At 64.5% G+C, this 16,121-nt stretch carries 20 protein-coding genes and 1 pseudogene; 15 read left to right on the plus strand and 6 right to left on the minus strand.

The annotated features are described in order from the left end of the window. The first annotated feature begins 2 nt into the window (after positions 1-2). The 7 genes from ACFLEY_RS18475 to ACFLEY_RS18505 all read left to right on the plus strand — a co-directional run bounded on the left by ACFLEY_RS18475 (position 3) and on the right by ACFLEY_RS18505 (position 5,792). The gene (locus tag ACFLEY_RS18475; RefSeq protein ID WP_028171546.1) at positions 3-251 is read left to right on the plus strand and encodes a hypothetical protein; all 249 of its coding nucleotides are present in this window, start codon (positions 3-5) and stop codon (positions 249-251) included. A 74-nt stretch (positions 252-325) separates the two neighbouring features. After that, positions 326-697, plus strand: coding sequence for a hypothetical protein (locus ACFLEY_RS18480; RefSeq protein ID WP_011087904.1), 372 nt, complete (start codon positions 326-328; stop codon positions 695-697). 10 nt (positions 698-707) lie between these two features. Beyond that, complete coding sequence (locus ACFLEY_RS18485; RefSeq protein ID WP_028171548.1) at positions 708-1,634, plus strand: class I mannose-6-phosphate isomerase; 927 nt, start codon at positions 708-710, stop codon at positions 1,632-1,634. Next, the gene (locus ACFLEY_RS18490) at positions 1,631-3,916 is read left to right on the plus strand and encodes a glycosyltransferase family 4 protein (protein WP_211433833.1); all 2,286 of its coding nucleotides are present in this window, start codon (positions 1,631-1,633) and stop codon (positions 3,914-3,916) included. The genes ACFLEY_RS18485 and ACFLEY_RS18490 overlap by 4 nt, the downstream gene beginning before the upstream one ends. 34 nt (positions 3,917-3,950) lie before the next feature. Continuing rightward, entirely contained in the window at positions 3,951-5,249 is a 1,299-nt protein-coding gene (locus ACFLEY_RS18495; RefSeq protein ID WP_028171550.1) for a glycoside hydrolase family 130 protein, read from the plus strand. Positions 5,250-5,304: 55 nt separating this feature from the next. Beyond that, on the plus strand, positions 5,305-5,547 hold the full coding sequence (locus ACFLEY_RS18500) for a hypothetical protein (RefSeq protein ID WP_027548121.1): 243 nt from the start codon (positions 5,305-5,307) through the stop codon (positions 5,545-5,547). A 44-nt stretch (positions 5,548-5,591) separates the two neighbouring features. Beyond that, positions 5,592-5,792, plus strand: coding sequence for a hypothetical protein (locus tag ACFLEY_RS18505; RefSeq protein ID WP_060912525.1), 201 nt, complete (start codon positions 5,592-5,594; stop codon positions 5,790-5,792). A gap of 70 nt (positions 5,793-5,862) precedes the next feature. Here the strand turns inward: ACFLEY_RS18505 and ACFLEY_RS18510 are convergent. Then, a pseudogene (locus ACFLEY_RS18510) lies at positions 5,863-6,878 on the minus strand (TRAP transporter substrate-binding protein). 39 nt (positions 6,879-6,917) lie between these two features. Between ACFLEY_RS18510 and ACFLEY_RS18515 the strand changes: the two are divergent. From ACFLEY_RS18515 to tsaA, 4 genes are all read left to right on the plus strand, one after another. Further along, positions 6,918-7,940 (plus strand): lytic transglycosylase domain-containing protein, encoded by a 1,023-nt coding sequence (locus ACFLEY_RS18515; RefSeq protein WP_246740598.1) that lies wholly within the window; start codon positions 6,918-6,920, stop codon positions 7,938-7,940. Positions 7,941-8,195: 255 nt separating this feature from the next. Continuing rightward, positions 8,196-8,936, plus strand: a complete 741-nt coding sequence (locus ACFLEY_RS18520; RefSeq protein ID WP_060912523.1) for an AzlC family ABC transporter permease — start codon at positions 8,196-8,198, stop codon at positions 8,934-8,936. Beyond that, complete coding sequence (locus ACFLEY_RS18525) at positions 8,933-9,283, plus strand: AzlD domain-containing protein (protein ID WP_211433832.1); 351 nt, start codon at positions 8,933-8,935, stop codon at positions 9,281-9,283. The genes ACFLEY_RS18520 and ACFLEY_RS18525 overlap by 4 nt, the downstream gene beginning before the upstream one ends. 32 nt (positions 9,284-9,315) lie before the next feature. After that, positions 9,316-9,807 (plus strand): tRNA (N6-threonylcarbamoyladenosine(37)-N6)-methyltransferase TrmO, encoded by a 492-nt coding sequence (tsaA, locus tag ACFLEY_RS18530; RefSeq protein WP_060912521.1) that lies wholly within the window; start codon positions 9,316-9,318, stop codon positions 9,805-9,807. Between the two features lie 121 nt (positions 9,808-9,928). Here tsaA and ACFLEY_RS18535 read toward each other — a convergent pair whose 3' ends face one another. From ACFLEY_RS18535 to ACFLEY_RS18550, 4 genes are all read right to left on the minus strand, one after another. Then, complete coding sequence (locus ACFLEY_RS18535; protein WP_060912520.1) at positions 9,929-10,357, minus strand: HIT family protein; 429 nt, start codon at positions 10,355-10,357, stop codon at positions 9,929-9,931. A gap of 60 nt (positions 10,358-10,417) precedes the next feature. Next, complete coding sequence (locus ACFLEY_RS18540) at positions 10,418-11,674, minus strand: GNAT family N-acetyltransferase (protein ID WP_211433831.1); 1,257 nt, start codon at positions 11,672-11,674, stop codon at positions 10,418-10,420. A 228-nt stretch (positions 11,675-11,902) separates the two neighbouring features. After that, positions 11,903-12,649 (minus strand): glycerophosphodiester phosphodiesterase, encoded by a 747-nt coding sequence (locus ACFLEY_RS18545; protein ID WP_060912518.1) that lies wholly within the window; start codon positions 12,647-12,649, stop codon positions 11,903-11,905. 5 nt (positions 12,650-12,654) lie between these two features. Then, a complete protein-coding gene (locus ACFLEY_RS18550) occupies positions 12,655-13,122 on the minus strand; it encodes a RidA family protein (RefSeq protein WP_060912517.1) in 468 nt (155 codons plus the stop codon). Positions 13,123-13,370: 248 nt separating this feature from the next. On the opposite strand from ACFLEY_RS18550, the gene ACFLEY_RS18555 reads away from it, so the two are divergent. The 3 genes from ACFLEY_RS18555 (at position 13,371) to ACFLEY_RS18565 (ending at position 15,322) form a co-directional block, all read left to right on the plus strand. Next, on the plus strand, positions 13,371-14,216 hold the full coding sequence (locus tag ACFLEY_RS18555; RefSeq protein ID WP_028171560.1) for a cell envelope integrity EipB family protein: 846 nt from the start codon (positions 13,371-13,373) through the stop codon (positions 14,214-14,216). Positions 14,217-14,509: 293 nt separating this feature from the next. Further along, positions 14,510-14,911 (plus strand): RidA family protein, encoded by a 402-nt coding sequence (locus ACFLEY_RS18560; protein WP_060912516.1) that lies wholly within the window; start codon positions 14,510-14,512, stop codon positions 14,909-14,911. A 51-nt stretch (positions 14,912-14,962) separates the two neighbouring features. Continuing rightward, on the plus strand, positions 14,963-15,322 hold the full coding sequence (locus ACFLEY_RS18565) for an NUDIX domain-containing protein (protein WP_396604706.1): 360 nt from the start codon (positions 14,963-14,965) through the stop codon (positions 15,320-15,322). 36 nt (positions 15,323-15,358) lie between these two features. Here ACFLEY_RS18565 and ACFLEY_RS18570 read toward each other — a convergent pair whose 3' ends face one another. Next, on the minus strand, positions 15,359-15,766 hold the full coding sequence (locus tag ACFLEY_RS18570; protein WP_060912514.1) for an ACT domain-containing protein: 408 nt from the start codon (positions 15,764-15,766) through the stop codon (positions 15,359-15,361). Between the two features lie 199 nt (positions 15,767-15,965). Here ACFLEY_RS18570 and ACFLEY_RS18575 point away from each other — a divergent pair, with 199 nt between their 5' ends. Then, positions 15,966-16,121, plus strand: a complete 156-nt coding sequence (locus ACFLEY_RS18575) for a hypothetical protein (protein ID WP_165448163.1) — start codon at positions 15,966-15,968, stop codon at positions 16,119-16,121.

Below are 16,121 nucleotides of genomic sequence, written 5' to 3' on the forward strand. Positions count from 1 at the left end.
GGATGAAAACGCTCCTTGTCGTATTGACGCTCGGCGCATTCGCGCAAGGCGCTATCGCCGGTGAATCTGACTGCCGCGAGATCGAAAGCACGAGCGGACGGCTCGCCTGTTACGACGCCGCGTTTCCTCCGAAGGTGAAGAAGTCCATTGCCGTGGAAATCGACATATCTCGGGCCCCATACAAGGATCCATTCGTTGCGGAAGAGGCCCGAACCGCGGCGAAGCTGAAGAATATCTGTCGCGGTTGTTGAGGCTTGTAACCAGGCAGCGCGGGCGTGGCAGCGGGCTGACGGCGTGAACAAGCGCCATTAACGGGAGGATCTGCATGTCACTTACACAATTTGGCGTCGATGACGGGCCACATACCATGGACGGGCTGCGACTGAGCGCGCGGGATGGCGCTGAGCCGGTCGAGGCGTTCATTGGCCGCAAGGTGATGGATATCTGGGTCGCCTCGGTCGCGCATCGTGTCGGCAAACAAAGCCTGTTCCGTGGTCAGTACAATGCGCTCGGCAAACTGAATCTTGCGTCGATCGAGCGCATCGTCAGTGCAAAGTACCAGCTTGGAGTCACGCTCAACCGCCAACACCCGTTTGTCGAGGTTCTGGTCTCGGACATTGAGGAAAGTGGTGAGGCCCTTGATCTGAGCGAGCTCGTGCGCGAGCCGTTGCCGCCGGCATTCCATCGGCTGGCTTGAGCCGGACAGGATGACCATCGAGCATGCCGCCGTCGAGATCGCCCGCAAACCCTGGGGCCGCGTCGATCTGCGTCCCTGGAGCAGCATCGACGCTTCGGCTGATCCGGTCGGTGAGTTGCGGCTTGGGCGTATCGACAAGCGTGCGCCCAGCCCGGCGCTCCTGCTCAAGCTGCTGTTCACCAGCCAGCCCTTGTCGATCCAGGTTCACCCGAATGACGAATTCGCACACGCCATCGGCTTGCCGAACGGGAAGACGGAGGCGTGGTACATCCTGTCGGCGCCGCCGGGCGCGCGGGTTGCGCTGGGGTTGAAGCGGAAACTCACGCCGCAGGCATTGCGCGCGGCAATCAGGGACGGCTCGATTGCGGGCCATGTGCAATGGCGTCCTGCCGCGCCAGGCGACGTCATCTTCGTTCCCGGCGGCACGATCCACGCCATCGGCGCCAATATCGTGCTCGCCGAGATTCAGCAGCAGAGCGATACGACATTCCGTCTGTTCGATTTTGGCCGGCAGCGCGAGCTGCATGAGGACAGTGCCGTGGCCGCCTCCGATGCCTGGCCGCCGCCAACGCAATTGCCTCCGCGGCGTCTCACCGACGGTCGTACGGTTCTCGTCGCGAGCTCGCCTTTCGTGCTCGAGCGGATCGATCTTCAAGCCAATTCGCATTGGGAGCTCGATACCGATCGGGAAGCCTGGCTCCTCGTGATCGACGGGAAGGGGCGCATCGGACGGGCGAACGTGACCGTCGGAGAGGCCATCTTCATTGAGGCCGACAGCGCCGGTATCGACATTGGCCCGAGCGGGATGAGCATGCTGCTCGCCTATCCGGGACCGGATCCCATCGCATCCTTGCTGCAGGATTGTACGGGACTGACGAAAAATTCCACCGCCGCTCAGGCGCCGACATCAAGTGAAATCATCGAGGTACCGACATGACGCCGCTCCACCGTATCGCCGTCATCGGCAACTCGCTGCCTCGCCGATGCGGAATTGCAACCTTCACGACCGACTTGCACAAGGCGATCTCGATGTCGCGTGCGGATCTGGAGACCAGCATCGTGGCGATGACCGATCCCGGTCAGGCCTACGACTATCCTCCGGCGGTCGCTTTTCAGATCAAGGACGGCCATATCGACGACTACATGCGCGCCGCTGATTTCCTCAATGCCGGCCGGTTCGACATCGTGTGCCTCCAGCACGAATTCGGGATTTTCGGCGGCGAGGCCGGCGCCCATATCCTGGTGCTGTTGTCGCGCCTCACCATGCCGGTCGTGACGACGTTCCATACCGTGCTGGCGCGTCCGACGGCCAAGCAACGCGCCGTCGTGGAGCGTATCGTCGACGCGTCGTCGAAGGTCGTGGTGATGGCCAACAAGGGCCGGGAGCTGTTGCGTGACGTCTACCTGGTGCCGGACGACAAGATCGAGGTAATTGCGCACGGCATTCCCGATGTCGCATTCGTCGGGTCCGACGCAGCGAAAGCCAGGCTCGGATTTGCGGGAAAGTCGGTCATTCTGACCTTCGGCCTGCTATCGCCCAACAAGGGCATCGAGGTCATGATCGACGCCATGCCGTCGATCATGAAGCGCTGCACGGACGCAGTCTACGTCGTGCTCGGCGCAACGCACCCGAATCTGGTTCGAGACCAGGGCGAGGCCTATCGCGAGGGCCTGATGGCGCGGGTGCGTGAACTTGGCATCCAGGATCACGTGGTGTTCCTCGATCGGTTCGTCGATTTGGCAACGTTGCTCGAATTCATTTCGATGTGCGACGTCTATGTCACGCCCTATCTCAACGAGGCCCAGATGACGTCGGGGACGCTAGCCTACAGCTTTGGGCTGGGGAAGCCGGTGGTCTCGACGCCTTATTGGCACGCCCGCGAGTTGCTCACTGAGGGATGCGGAGTTCTGGTGCCGTTCGGCGATGCCGCCGCGATCGGCGGGGAAATCGCAAACTTGCTCACCGACGACGTGCGACGGCAGGCGATGTCTCGGCGCGCCTATGCCGCGAGCCGAATGATGACGTGGGAATGCACGGCCGAGCGTTACATGTCGGTCTTCGAGACGGCGCGGCACGGTCACCGGCCCAGGGTGTTTGCGCGCTCCGACATGGGCTTGCCGGGACTGCGTGGCCCCGCGCCGCCGGATATGCAGATCGGCCACTTCCTGTCGATGTGCGACGATGTCGGCCTGCTTCAGCACGCGGTGCATTCGGTGCCCGATCGCGCGCACGGCTATTGCGTCGACGACAATGCCAGAGCATTGCTGCTGGCCTGCGCCCTCAACAATCCGGGCGAGCAGCCCCTGTCGGAGATCCTGACGGCCCGCTTTGCCGCCTTTGTGCAGCACGCGTGGAATCCTGACACCGGGCAATTTCGCAACTTCATGGGCTTCAATCGCACCTGGCTTGAAGACAGGGGCTCCGAGGACAGTCACGGGCGGACCCTCTGGGCCTTGGGTGAGGCGGCGCGCACGGACGCGAGCCCGGCGCGGCGCCGGTGGGCTGCGGCCTTGTTCGCGCAGGCATTGTCGATCGCGGAGAGCTTTCGTTCGCCCCGCGCGTGGGCCTTCATGCTGCTGGGTTTGGACGCCTACTGCGCCGTGGCGCCGGACGATCTCCACGCCAGGGAAGTCCGGCATTCCCTTGCCGACAGGTTGATGTCCTGTCTGGCGTCGGTGGAGACGCCGGACTGGGTGTGGTTCGAGGAGGGGCTGGCCTATGACAACGCGCGATTGCCGCAGGCCCTGATGCTCGCGGGCATGGCGACGCAAACGCCTCAATATATCGATGCGGGATTGCGGTCGTTGCGCTGGCTCATGACGCAACAAACGACCGCGGCAGGTCAATTCCGGCCGGTCGGCACCTCTGGCTTCGGCGAGCAGCGGCAGCATCCCCGTGCCTTCGACCAGCAGCCGGTGGAAGCAACGGCGACGATTGCGGCCTGCCTCACGGCGTGGCGTGCGGATGGCGATGCCGAATGGAAGGCCATGGCAACGCGAGCCTTCGCCTGGTTTCTCGGCAGCAATGATCTCTCGGTGGCGCTGGTCGATCCGCTCACCGGCAGTTGCCGCGATGGCTTGCACCCCGATCGCGCCAACGAAAACCGCGGGGGCGAGTCGGTCGTTTGCTATCTCCTCGGCCTTGCCGAGATGCGTCAGCTTGCGCGCGTCAACGCGAGCCTGACAAGGCCGATCGCGTTGCGCGCCGTGGGCGCCTGAACTTCACCTTCCCACCTAGCGAGCCGAGGATACCGTGTCACAACCTTCCTTCCTGAACCGGCAGGGACTTCATCTGCGCCCCGATCCAGCGCGGGTCATCGTGCGGCCGTTCAAGCCGGCGACCGAACCGCGCGATCTCAATCCGACCGACAAGATGCGCGCAAATCATATCGTCGAGCGGGTTCTCGCACTTAATTCGGAAGCCGTTGCGGCCCAGCTCGCGGACGTCCTCGATAATTTCGAGGGCCGACATCGGAACCTCCTGGAGAGGTTCGAGGCCCGCGCCGACGATATGGAGGATGCTTTCGCAACGCATGGTATCTTCTCGAAAGCCCAGCGCCAGCTGATCGGCGCCTATTTTCTCAGCGAGTATTCGTTCGAGGCCTCAGCCTTGTTCAATCCGAGCATCGTACCGCACCCCGATCAATCCGGTAGCCCGGAGGGCGGCAAACGCTTCATCCTCAGTCTCCGGGCGATCGGCGAAGGGCATGTGTCGTCGCTGACGTTTCGAACCGGAACGATCGCGGCTGAGGGGAGCCTGACCGTCGATCCGACGGCTCGCCTTGCCTCGGTCCCGCGGATCAGCCATCGCGCATCCGGCCCGGACGGCGACCGGGTCGAGCTGACGTTCAGGCCCGAGGAAGATCTCAGCGAGCGTGTCATCTTTCCCGTGACCGAATCCCAATCGAACGGCATCGAGGATGCGCGCTTTGTCCAATTCAGCGACGGCGATCGGAAGACCTATTACGCGACCTACACGGCCTACAGCGGGCGGGCGATCCGGTCCGAATTGATCGAGACCAGCGATTTCATGTCGTTTCGACTGACGCCTTTGCGGGGCGCTGCGGCCCACAACAAGGGCATGGCGCTGTTCCCGCGCAAGATCGGCGGCAGCTATGCCATGATCGCGCGACAGGACAATGAGAACCTGTATCTGGTCTATTCGGACGACCTCTCCACATGGGAAGGCGGCCGGGCCCTTCTGAAACCGCAGTTTCCCTGGGAGTTCGTCCAGATCGGCAATTGTGGGTCGCCGATCGAACTCGACGAAGGCTGGCTGCTGCTGACGCATGGTGTCGGCCCTATCCGGAAATACTCGATCGGAGCGGCGCTGCTCGACAAGCACGATCCATCCAGGGTGCTGGCGCGTTCGAGCGAGCCGCTGTTGCGGCCTGAACCGTCCGAGCGCGAAGGGTATGTCCCCAACGTCGTCTATACCTGCGGCGCGATGAGGCACAATGACCAGATCATCCTGCCATATGCCGTGTCGGACACCTTCTCCAGTTTCGCAACGATCAGGATTTCCGCGCTCATGGATGCGATGCGACGCTGAGCGTTCGCAGTCGTTGACGTCACTTCCGTTTGCCAACAGGGTCAGAGGAGCCGTCATGGTTCGCCAAACAACCTACGTCGTGCAGGCGTTCAATGCCGGCAAGGGCGGGAATCTCAAGGCCGACTCTCCGATCGTCTGCAAATCGGAGAGCGGCGCGCTGCGAACGGCGGAGAGACTGGCCTTGAGCAAGCTCGGCGTCGTTGCGTTCTCGTCCAGCGGCGATGCCGAAATGGGTGACTATGACGATGAGCCGACGGTGTTTTTCCGGAAAGGCGAGCTTCCGGCCGGCTTCGACTAAAGTCCCTGGTTGCGATCGAGAAGATACTTTTCAGAGGAGCCTACATGAGCGAGCGACTTGAAACCCTGAAGAAGGCCCGCGATCGCATGATCGAGGACAGAGACGCGCATGCGAAAGTGCTGGCCGCTCCCTTTGTGCGCGACACGGCCGAGCGGGCGCGCAACAAGTTCGTCGAGATTCAGGCGCTGATCGACGCCCTCGACCGCGCCATCAACGGCGAAAGCCTGTTGCCCGTCAAGAACTGAGGCAGCGCAACGGGAAATCAGCCGACATCTCGTCGCAGGGGAGCGGTCGCATGCCGATGGCTGCGACCCCTTATTGCTGTCTCGCCCATTCGACGATCGCCGCCGCATCCGCGCCGGCCTGGGTCTCCCAGGTGGCGATCGTGTCCGTCGCGGCGTTGCGGAGTGCGGTGACGAGGGACGGCGGTGCGGGCTCGGCGATGTTGACGCCGTTGTCGCGCATGCGCGCATAATTCTCGGTCGTGCGATGGGCCAGCAGCGCGAACTGGCTCTGCTCGGTCTCGGCCGCAGCCGCCATCACCTCGCGCTGCATCGGCTCGGACAGCTCCGCGAACGCCTCGCTGCGGACGAAGGCGATCGAGACCGGCATCGCATAGTTGATGGCCGTGAAATGCGGCAGGAAGTCCCAGAGCTTGCGTCCCGCGCCGCCGTCGCCGGAGGTGAGGAACGCGTTCAGCTGGTGCTCCTTCAATCCGGCGAGCGCTTTGTCCATCGGCAGGAACTGCGCATTGGCCCCGGCCGCGCGCATCACCGCGCTGGAACTGGCGTCATAGGCCCGCAGGTTCAGCTTTGGCAGATCGTCGGCGCCTGCGAGCGCATGATCCGACCAGAGGCCCGTCGCCGGCCAGATCGTCAGATAGAGCAGCTTGAGACCGCGGGCGGCGAACGCCTTTTCGTAGAGTGGGCGTGCCCGCGCATTGGTGGCGCGAGCGACGTCGACCGATTGCACCAGGAAGGGCAGGGTAGAAAGGGCGAGCACCGGGTCGAGGCCGGACAGTGCGCCCGCAAAGGCATCGCCGCCGCCGATCCGGCCGTCCAGCGCCGCGCGCGGCATCTCGCCCGAATTGATCTTGAGCTCGTTGTCGAAGGCGTTGGCCACGGTCACGAAACCGTTAGTGCGCACCGCGACGCGGTCGGCGAAAGTGGTGAGGCCAATCCCGGAAATGTTGTTTTGCGGATATTCCGTGGTCATCCGCCAGTTGACCTGCGCTATGGCCGGCGCGGCGGACAGGACCAGGGCGGCGAGGGCAAGGATCGCGCGGATCCGTTTGGGGGGGAACGCATTGGGAGAAGCAGGGCAGGCAGCATATACTGGCAACTCGTCGAACCATGGCACGATGCCACAACATGGCGGATCAGCTTCTCGCATGCCGCGCCGGCGTGCGCCACAGCGATGCTTGGGCAGCGTTGGCGAGAATTGCATCACTCGCCGTTGCCGTGCTGCTGACCTCTGCGACAGAGGTCGCGGCAGGGGACAACTCGCCCGCGGGGACCGACGTCGCGGTGCCGAGCGTCGAGGAGCTGGCGACGCCGCCGCAGAAGCCAGCGGATGCGCGCGAGAGCGACACGCGGGAGTCCATCTGCCTGATCGTCGAGGCGGCCGCGCGGGACGCCAACCTGCCGCTGGAATTCTTCGCCCGCGTGATCTGGCAGGAGAGCCGCTTCCAGGCCGATGCGGTGGGTCCGATGACCCGTAGCGGCGAGCATGCGCAGGGGATCGCGCAGTTCATGCCGGGCACCGCGAGCGAGCGTGGGTTGCTTGACCCGTTCAATCCGGTTCAGGCCTTGCCGAAGTCGGCCGAATTTTTGAACGAGCTGCGCAACCAGTTCGGCAATCTCGGGCTTGCGGCGGCCGCCTACAATGCGGGGCCGCGCCGCGTCCAGGAATGGCTGGCCGGCACCGGCCCGATGCCGGAGCAGACCCGCAATTACGTCTATGCCATCACCGGTGCGACGGTGGATGCCTGGGCGAAGGCCGGCGGTACCGGCAAGGGCCCGCCGAGCGCGCCGCCGACGAGCTGCCGCGATCTCATGGCCCTGTTGAAGCGCGCGCCGAATCCGTTCGTCGCCGAGCTCGAGCAGCATGTAGAGCTGGCCGCCGCGAAGATCTGGGGCGTGCAGCTCGCCGCCGGCTTCGACCGCAACAGGGCATTGGCGATGTATTCCCGCGCGGTCACGCGGCTGAGCGCGGTGATCGGCGAGCGCGACCCGAGCCTGCTGAGTTCGGTGATGCGCAGCCGCGGCACGCGCGCGTTCTACCAGGTGCGCATCGGCGCGGATACGCGCAGCGAGGCGGATGATCTCTGCAACCGCATCCGCAAGGCTGGCGGTGCCTGCTTCGTGCTGAAGAACCGCGGTGTGAGCGGGTAGGGCAACTCTCTCCCGCCGTCATTCCGGGGCGCGCCCCTTGGCGCGAACCCGGAATCCATTGTTCAACAATCTCTGCGGCCTGATGGATTCTCAGATGCGCAATTGCGCATCATAGCTCGCGACTTCGTCGCGCCCCGGAATGACGGCGGCGGGTGTTGGCCGTGCGCATGCCAGCTCCGCCGCGCGGTTCCTTGACGCGGACCGCCGCATTGCCCGTTATGCAGGCACGATTCCGTAACCCCAGCCGGCCGTCCCGTGGCGCTTCCTCCGCTCGATTCACCTCAATGGCAAAGTCCTTGGCGCGCCTTTGCGTGGGGGCTGCGCTCGATCACGCAGACGATCCTCACCATCGTGCTGTTCGTGACCTATCTCGGCATCGGCGCGCTCGCCCACGACACCCATTTCAGCCTGCTCTGGGCGCTCTGCTCGACGCTGTTCGTCTGGGCAGGCCCCGCGCAGATCATCCTGATCACGACGCTCGGCTCGGGCGCGACCGTCATCCAATCGGCGATCGCGGTGACGGTCAGTGCGATCCGCCTGTTTCCGATGGTGGTCTCGGTGCTGCCGCTGATGCGCACGCCGAAGACGAAACGGCGTGAGCTGGTCTTCGCCGCACATCTCACCGCCGTGACGCTCTGGGTCGAATGCCACCGCTTCCTGCCGCAGGTGCCGCGCGAGCGGCGCATCGCCTTTGTCCACGGGCTCGGCTGTGGCCTGGTCTCGGTGTGCCTCACCGCCAACACGGTCGGCTATTTCCTCGCCGCCAACCTGACGCAGACGCTTGGCGCCGCGATCCTGCTGCTGACGCCGCTGTCCTTCCTGTTCTCGACCGCGCGCAACAGCCGCGAGGTCGCCGACGTGGTCGCGCTGGCGCTCGGGATTCTGCTTTATCCGCTGGCGGCGAAGATGAACTCCGGCCTCGACATCCTCGTCAGCGGCGTGGTGGCCGGGTCGATCGCCTACGGCGTGCATTGGTGGCGGGAGGTGCGCGCATGAGTTTCGCACAGCTCATCGGCGACTGGCATGCGCTCGTCGTGCTGTTCGTTGCCGGCGTCGTTCCCAACCAGATCTGGCGCATGCTGGGCCTGTGGTTCGGCGGCGGCATCGACGAGGGCTCGGAGCTGCTGGTGTGGGTGCGGGCGGTCGCGACCGCGATCCTCGCCGGTGTCATCGCCCAGATCGTGGTCCAGCCGCCGGGCGCGCTCGCCAGCGTGCCCGATGCCTTGCGCTACGGCGCCGTGGCGGCCGGCCTCGTCATGTTCCTGCTGACCCGCCGCTCGATCTTTGCGGGCGTCGTGACCGGCGAAGTCTTCATGCTGGCCGGCAAGTGGTGGTTGGGCTAAAACCGCCGGCGAACAGCCAAGGAACAGGAAATATGGTTCGCGAACAGGAGCTCCGCGAGGGCGAGGTCGCCATCGAGCTGCCGCCCGCAGAGGATGCCGGCCTCGTCTTCATCGGCCGCATCCGCACGCCCTGGACGTCGCGGCTGGAGACGCCGCGGCAGGGGCGGCACGACGGCCCGATCTGCCGCCTCGAGATCTTCGAGCCGTTCGTGCCGGCCATCAAGGGCGTCGACTTCTACAGCAATCTCGAAGTGCTCTACTGGCTCGACAAGTCGCGCCGCGACATCATCCTGCAAAGCCCGAAGAACAACGAGAAGACCCGCGGCACGTTCTCGCTGCGCTCGCCGGTCAGGCCCAACCCGATCGGCACCTCGATCGTCAAGCTGGTCGGCATCGAGGGCAATGCCATTCTGGTGCGCGGGCTCGATTGTCTCGACAACACGCCGCTGATCGACATCAAGCCCGACCGCTGCGAGTTCACGCCACTGGCCGCGCCGCAGGCGGGGGATTTCCAGACGGAGTAGTCGTCATTCCGGGGCGATGCGAAGCGTCGAGCCCGGAATCCATCGGGCCGCAGAGATCGTCGTGAAATGGATTCCGGGCTCGCGCCAAGAGGCGCGCCCCGGAATGACGATGTGGCGAAAGTCAGCCCGCCTTCAGCGCCGCGATCAGCTTGGTCGCGTTCTCTTCCAGCACCTTGACGTCTTCCTTGCGGCTCGCGGGCGGCAGCATCGCCACCCCGTCGTGGCGCGGCAAGACGTGCATGTGCAGGTGAAACACCACCTGTCCGCCGGCCGGCTCGTTGAACTGTTGCACGGTGATGCCGTCGGCCTTGAACGCCTTCATCGCGGCGGCGGCGATCCTGTGCGCGCCGCGGGCGACGTGAGCGTAGTCGTCGGGCTTGATGTCGAGGATGTTGCGGGCAGGGGCCTTCGGGATCACCAGCGTATGGCCCGGCACCCGCGGCATGATGTCGAGGAAGGCGAAGACGTGCTCGTCCTCATAGACCTTGTGGCAGGGAAACTCGCCGCGCAGGATCTTTGCGAAGATGTTGTTGGTGTCGTAGGCGGTCATGGCAGCTCCTCGGCGGCTCCTCGGAATTTTGCGCTTACTGTCACCAGCCGCATCGAACCGTCAAGGCGCCTCGTCGGCGCCTTTCCGGAACGGGCCGAGCTCGGCCAACTCCCGTCCGGCCTCGGCGACATAGGCGCGCTCGCGCTTGAGGTAATCGTCGATGGCGCGGCGCAGGCCCGGATCGGCAATGAAGTGGGCGGAATGGGTCGTCTTCGGCAGGTAGCCGCGCGCGATCTTGTGCTCGCCTTGCGCGCCGGCCTCGACGTGTGTGAGGCCGCGCGTGATCGCGAAATCGATCGCCTGATAGTAGCAGACCTCGAAATGCAGGAACGGATGGTGCTCGACCGCGCCCCAGTTGCGGCCGAACAGCGTGTCCGAGCCGATGAAATTGATCGCGCCCGCGATCCAGCGGCCATTGCGGCGCGCCATCACCAGCAGCACGTCCTCGCTCATGGTCTCGCCGATCAGCGAGAAGAACTCGCGCGTCAGATACGGACGGCCCCATTTGCGCGAGCCGGTCTCCATGTAGAATTCGAAGAAGGCGTCCCAGGCCTCCTCGGTGATGTCTTTTCCGGTGAGCCAGTGGATCGTGATGCCGGACGCGAGCGCGTCGCGGCGTTCGCGCTTGATCGATTTGCGGTGGCGCGAGTTCAGGGTGGCGAGGAAGCCGTCGAAGCTTGCAAAACCCTCGTTGTGCCAGTGGAACTGCTGGTCGGTGCGCTGGAGGAAGCCGTGCCCGGCGAGCAGCTTCCACTCCGCCTCCCGCGCGAAGGTGACGTGCACAGAGGAGGCCTTGCTGACCCCGCACAGCGCCACCAGCCCGCTCGCCAGCGCCTCCATGATGCGCTCGCGGTCGACACCGTCGCGGACCAGCAGCCGCGGCCCGGTCGCCGGGGTGAAGGGAACCGAGACCTGGAGCTTGGGATAGTAGCGCCCGCCGGCCCGCTCGTAGGCGTCAGCCCAGCCGCGGTCGAAGACGTATTCGCCCTGCGAATGCGATTTCAGATAGCAGGGCACGACGCCGGCAACGCGGCCGTCGATCTTGGCGAGCAGATGCCGGGGTCCCCATCCTGTGCGGATCGTTGCCGAACCCGATTTCTCGACGGCGGAGAGAAACGCGTGCGAGACGAACGGGTTATAGGCAGGCTTTAAGAGACCGGCCGAATCGCCTGGAAGCCCGGATGAGGATCCCTTGCCATGCCCGTTGCAAGCCTTTTCGATAAGAGCCTTGCCGGGATTTGCGCAGGCGTCCCAATCTTCGGGCGACACTTCGCCAATAGACGGTACGGCCTCGAGCGTGATTTCGGTTGATGCCATCGTGCCCAAGATCGTGCATTGCAGCAGCGACTTCAAGAGGGCGGGAACTGAGGTGTAGATGCAAACGCGGTATCAGCGATTGTGCAAAGATCTATCCCGAGTCGTCCTGGCGATAGCCAGGACCCATACCCACAGAATTTGGTTTGGCGATGACTCGGAGTTGCAGCTTCGGGCCACGACTCCTCCCTGGGGTAATGGGTCCTGGCTTTCGCCAGGACGACCCTAGGGCTACGGCACGAACCCCTCGAAGATCATCTGGTCCGCGTATTGTCCGACTCGCGTCCGCTGCTCCGGCGTCCGCACGGTCCAGCCGAGCAGGGCGCAGCCGAACACATTGCGGGCGATCCAGGGGGCGGGTGCCGGGAGGTGGTCGACCTTGAAGGCGACGAAATGCGGCTGGGTCTGGAAGCCGTGGCGCAGGTACAGCATGCTGTCGCGCTGCGCCTCGGTCAGCTTGGCCCAGTACTCGTCCTCATAGCTCCGCTGCGCGACGATGCCGCGCGGGCGGGAGGGCAGCAGTTCGCGCAGCGCCAGCACCTGGTCGGGATCGAAGGACATGCCGACCGCGGGGCCCTGATAGGACGCCAGCACCTCGGCCATCCGCTTCACCAGCTTGCGGTCGCCGCCAAAATGGCTCTTCACCTCAATCACCAGCGGCACCCGGCCGCCAACCATGGCGCAGAGGTCGGACAGCGACATCATCCGCTCGTCCGTGTCCTTGAACCTGATCGCCCTCAGCTCCGCCGCGGTCCTCTCGATCACCTCGCCGGTGGCCTCGGTGAGGCGGCCGAGTGCATGGTCGTGATGGACCATGGCCTCGCCGTCGGCCGAGAGCTGGATGTCGACCTCGATCGAGAAATTGCCTGTGATCGCAGCCTGGACCGCGCCCGGCATGTTCTCGACGATTCCGCGGGAAATGTCGTGCAGGCCGCGATGGGCGACCGGCCGGGCTGTCAGCCAATCAGAGGCGCGCATTCGCGTCAGGCGACCTCGAACACACCCTCGACCTCCACCGCCGCATCCGCGGGCAGCGAGGCGACGCCGACGGTGGTGCGGGCATGGCGGCCCTTGTCACCGAAGGCGGCAACCATCAGGTCGGAGGCACCATTGAGCACCTTCGGCCCGTCCAGGAAGTCCGGCGCCGAGTTGATGAAGCCGCCGAGGCGTACCACGCGGACGACCTTGTCGAGATCACCCAAGGCCGCCTTGACCTGGGCCAGCAGGTTGACGGCGCAGCCGCGCGCGGCCGCGGCGCCTTCTTCGATCGAGACGCCGGCACCCAGCTTCCCCTTGGCGATCAGCTTGGCCGCGGGATCGAAGCAGACTTGGCCGGAGACGAACAGCAGATTGCCGGTGCGCACGAACGGCACGTAGTTGGCCACGGGGGTGGGCGCCTCGTGCAGCTTGATGCCCTGTTCCGCCAGTTTCTGCTCGACCGTGCCCGCCATCTTCGACCTCGTTGTCCAAAAATCATCCACCCCGGGCGCGTCCCATCGGCGGCCCGGGCGCGCCCTGTTTCGCCCATCGTGCCGCCACATGCAAGCAACCCCGGCGGGCTGCATTTTGTTGAGGCAGGGCAGGAGGTTCAGGGCGAGGGCCGCAACTTTACGTGAAACGGCCTCAGTTGCGACGCAATGGAACGGTCATTAAAATGTCGAATCTGCGCTTCCCAAGGACGCATCTTCAAGGAACAGACATGATGCACCTTTTCCGGACTTCGCTCGGTGTGATGGCGCTCGCGGCGGCCGCTTGTGGCCCCGGCGGCGGGGCGCTGGCCGCCAACGGTCCGTTCCTCGCGCATCAGGCGCTCTATGACCTCAGCCTCGTCAAGTCGCGCTCCAATTCGGTCAACAGCGCGCGCGGCCGCATCCTCTACAATTTCACCGGAAGCTCCTGCGAGGGCTACACCTCCGAATTCCGCCAGGTCTCCGAGCTCGACAGCGGCGAGGGCAAGATCACGCTCAGCGACCTCCGCTCCAACTCCTGGGAGGACGCCGCGGGAAAAAGCTACCGCTTCAAGATCGAGACGCGGATGAACGAGGCCGACGCCGGACGGGTCGACGGCTCGGCCGAGCGCGACGGCGACCACATCAACGTCAAGCTGAAGCTGCCGGCGCCGAAGAGCTTTACGCTCGACGGCAAGATCGTGTTCCCGACCGAGCAGATCCAGCGCATCATCGCCGCCGCCAAGGACGGCAAGTCGCTGCTCGAGCTGTCCGTCTATGACGGCTCCGACGACGGCCAGAAAGTCTACAACACGCTGACCGTGATCGGCCAGCCGATCCCCGCCGACCGTGCCTCCTCGACCGATCCGTCCACCACGGACGAGCACATGAAATCGCTCAAGCGCTGGCCCGTCACCGTCAGCTATTTCGACCGCGACGCCCAGCAGAAGGAGGGCGAGCAGACGCCGATCTATGCAATGGCGTTCGAGCTCTATGAGAACGGCGTCTCGCGCCAGCTCGTGCTCGATTACAATGATTTCGTCATCTCGGGCGCGATGGGCAAGTTCGACGTCAAGGACAGTAAGCCCTGTAATTGAGCGTCGATCGTCATTCCGGGGCTCGCGAAGCCAGAACTATGGTGCGCAATTGCGCACCTGAGAATCTCGAGATTCCGGGTTCGGTCCTGCGGACCGCCCCGGAAGGACGGCGAGAGTTGTTTGTCGGCTCTCACTCGGTGTCGTCATTGCGAGCGCAGCGAAGCAATCCAGAATCTCTCCGAGGAACGATTCTGGATTGCTTCGTCGCAAGAGCTCCTCGCAATGACGGGCTGGCCCTCAGCTCCCTCTCCCGCTACGCTCTCCCCCAACCATAAACTCCGGGAGCCAGCCCCATGCCCAAGCTCGACCATCTCCGCCCCAGCGGCCTGCACCACAATCCGGCCTATTCCCACGTCGTCACCGCCACGGGCGCGCGGACGATCTACATCTCGGGCCAGGTCTCGACCGACGAGGAGAGGCGGATCGTCGGCGAGGGCGATATCGCCGCGCAGACGACGCAGGTGATGCAGAATCTCGGCCTGGCGCTGAAGGCTGCCGGCGCGAGCTACGCCAACATCGTCAAGATCACGACCTTCGTGGTGAACTACAAGCCGGAACTGCGCCCGATCATCGGCAAGGCCCGCTCCGCCTTCTTCGAAGGCATGGAGCCGCCGGCCTCCACCCTCGTCGGCGTCTCCGCGCTCGCCGCGCCGGAATGGCTGATCGAGATCGAGGCGGTGGCGGTCGCGGATTGAGGTGCGGACGGAATGACTTTGCAGAATTCCATTCGGATCGCTGCTGCCTTGATGAGCAGGAGCGATGGGCGCGTCCTGCTGGTCAGGAAGAAGGCTACCGAAAGCTTCATGCAGCCCGGAGGAAAGATCGAGATGGGCGAGCATCCGCAGGACGCGCTGAGGCGCGAATTGTCGGAGGAGCTCGGGATCGATATCGATCCGAGCGAGATGACCTATGTCGGGCGATACACTGCGCCTGCCGCGAATGAGCCGGGCCGGCAGGTCGATGCGGAAGTATTCCGCATCGTCATTGCGCATCCGGTCGCTCCGGGAGCCGAGATCGAGGAGATTCTCTGGCTCGATCCGTCCACGCCCGGAGCTGTCAAACTCGCGCCTTTGACGCGGGACAACCTACTTCCGCTGTGTTCGTGAATCCCGTAGCCCGGATTGCGCTTCGCTCCACCCGGGCTACGAGTGCTTCGCTTTGGACATCTCCCGCAGAACGGCCATCGCCTCATCGGCCTGGTCGACAGCCACAAAGAGATGGTCGTGGTGGAAGGCCGAAACGGCATTCACGCTGATGCCGGCTTCGGCCAGTCGCGCCGTGATAGCCGCCAGAAAGCCCACCGCATCGAGTGCGGAGTGAACCGTCAGGGTGATCGGGCGCGATGCAAACGCGTAGCGTAAGCCTGATGCCTCGGCTTCTTCGCGTGGGATCACCAGCGTCGTTCCTTCCTGCTTGCGGAACGTCAGCAGTGGGTTGACCGCTGCGGGAATGGGCTCGTTGGGCGGGATCGTGCAAAACACGAAGGCGCCGGGCTGCATCTCCGGCTTCATGTTTTTCAACAGCACGCTGAGGTCGCGTTCGCCTGTCACGGTGCCAGCTCCTGGGCGGGCGGGATCGTTTGAGCCCTTGCGAAGCTATCGGCGCCGGAAGCCGTTGGAGTCACGGTCAACATACCTTTGTATATCTCTTGCAATCCTTCTCATACGCTGACCTTACGCTGGTACAATTGAGCGACGGCGGGAGATTCTTACAATTTGAGTCCACTCGGGTCACTGCGAGGAAGCTCAAATGAACGTCATCATTCGAAAGCTCAACGGCCTGTGGCACCTCGTCGTCGGGTCTTGTCAGATCCGAACTCCGTTCCTGGAGACTCAGGATCGGCAGTTGGTCGTTCAGTATGCCCGGCGCGTCTATCCGGGTGCGCGGATCTTCGAACGCGACTGA

The organism is Bradyrhizobium sp. YCK136 (assembly GCF_044570075.1).
GTDB classification, from domain to species: Bacteria; Pseudomonadota; Alphaproteobacteria; order Rhizobiales; family Xanthobacteraceae; genus Bradyrhizobium; species Bradyrhizobium diazoefficiens.

Coding starts and splice junctions, on each gene's coding strand:
- ACFLEY_RS18475 (WP_028171546.1), top strand. CDS start 3: ATGAAAACGCTCCTTGTCGTATTGACGCTCGGCGCATTCGCGCAAGGC.
- ACFLEY_RS18480 (WP_011087904.1), top strand. CDS start 326: ATGTCACTTACACAATTTGGCGTCGATGACGGGCCACATACCATGGAC.
- ACFLEY_RS18485 (WP_028171548.1), top strand. CDS start 708: ATGACCATCGAGCATGCCGCCGTCGAGATCGCCCGCAAACCCTGGGGC.
- ACFLEY_RS18490 (WP_211433833.1), top strand. CDS start 1,631: ATGACGCCGCTCCACCGTATCGCCGTCATCGGCAACTCGCTGCCTCGC.
- ACFLEY_RS18500 (WP_027548121.1), top strand. CDS start 5,305: ATGGTTCGCCAAACAACCTACGTCGTGCAGGCGTTCAATGCCGGCAAG.
- ACFLEY_RS18505 (WP_060912525.1), top strand. CDS start 5,592: ATGAGCGAGCGACTTGAAACCCTGAAGAAGGCCCGCGATCGCATGATC.
- ACFLEY_RS18515 (WP_246740598.1), top strand. CDS start 6,918: ATGGCGGATCAGCTTCTCGCATGCCGCGCCGGCGTGCGCCACAGCGAT.
- ACFLEY_RS18525 (WP_211433832.1), top strand. CDS start 8,933: ATGAGTTTCGCACAGCTCATCGGCGACTGGCATGCGCTCGTCGTGCTG.
- tsaA (WP_060912521.1), top strand. CDS start 9,316: ATGGTTCGCGAACAGGAGCTCCGCGAGGGCGAGGTCGCCATCGAGCTG.
- ACFLEY_RS18535 (WP_060912520.1), bottom strand. CDS start 10,357: ATGACCGCCTACGACACCAACAACATCTTCGCAAAGATCCTGCGCGGC.
- ACFLEY_RS18540 (WP_211433831.1), bottom strand. CDS start 11,674: ATGGCATCAACCGAAATCACGCTCGAGGCCGTACCGTCTATTGGCGAA.
- ACFLEY_RS18545 (WP_060912518.1), bottom strand. CDS start 12,649: ATGCGCGCCTCTGATTGGCTGACAGCCCGGCCGGTCGCCCATCGCGGC.
- ACFLEY_RS18550 (WP_060912517.1), bottom strand. CDS start 13,122: ATGGCGGGCACGGTCGAGCAGAAACTGGCGGAACAGGGCATCAAGCTG.
- ACFLEY_RS18555 (WP_028171560.1), top strand. CDS start 13,371: ATGATGCACCTTTTCCGGACTTCGCTCGGTGTGATGGCGCTCGCGGCG.
- ACFLEY_RS18560 (WP_060912516.1), top strand. CDS start 14,510: ATGCCCAAGCTCGACCATCTCCGCCCCAGCGGCCTGCACCACAATCCG.
- ACFLEY_RS18565 (WP_396604706.1), top strand. CDS start 14,963: ATGAGCAGGAGCGATGGGCGCGTCCTGCTGGTCAGGAAGAAGGCTACC.
- ACFLEY_RS18575 (WP_165448163.1), top strand. CDS start 15,966: ATGAACGTCATCATTCGAAAGCTCAACGGCCTGTGGCACCTCGTCGTC.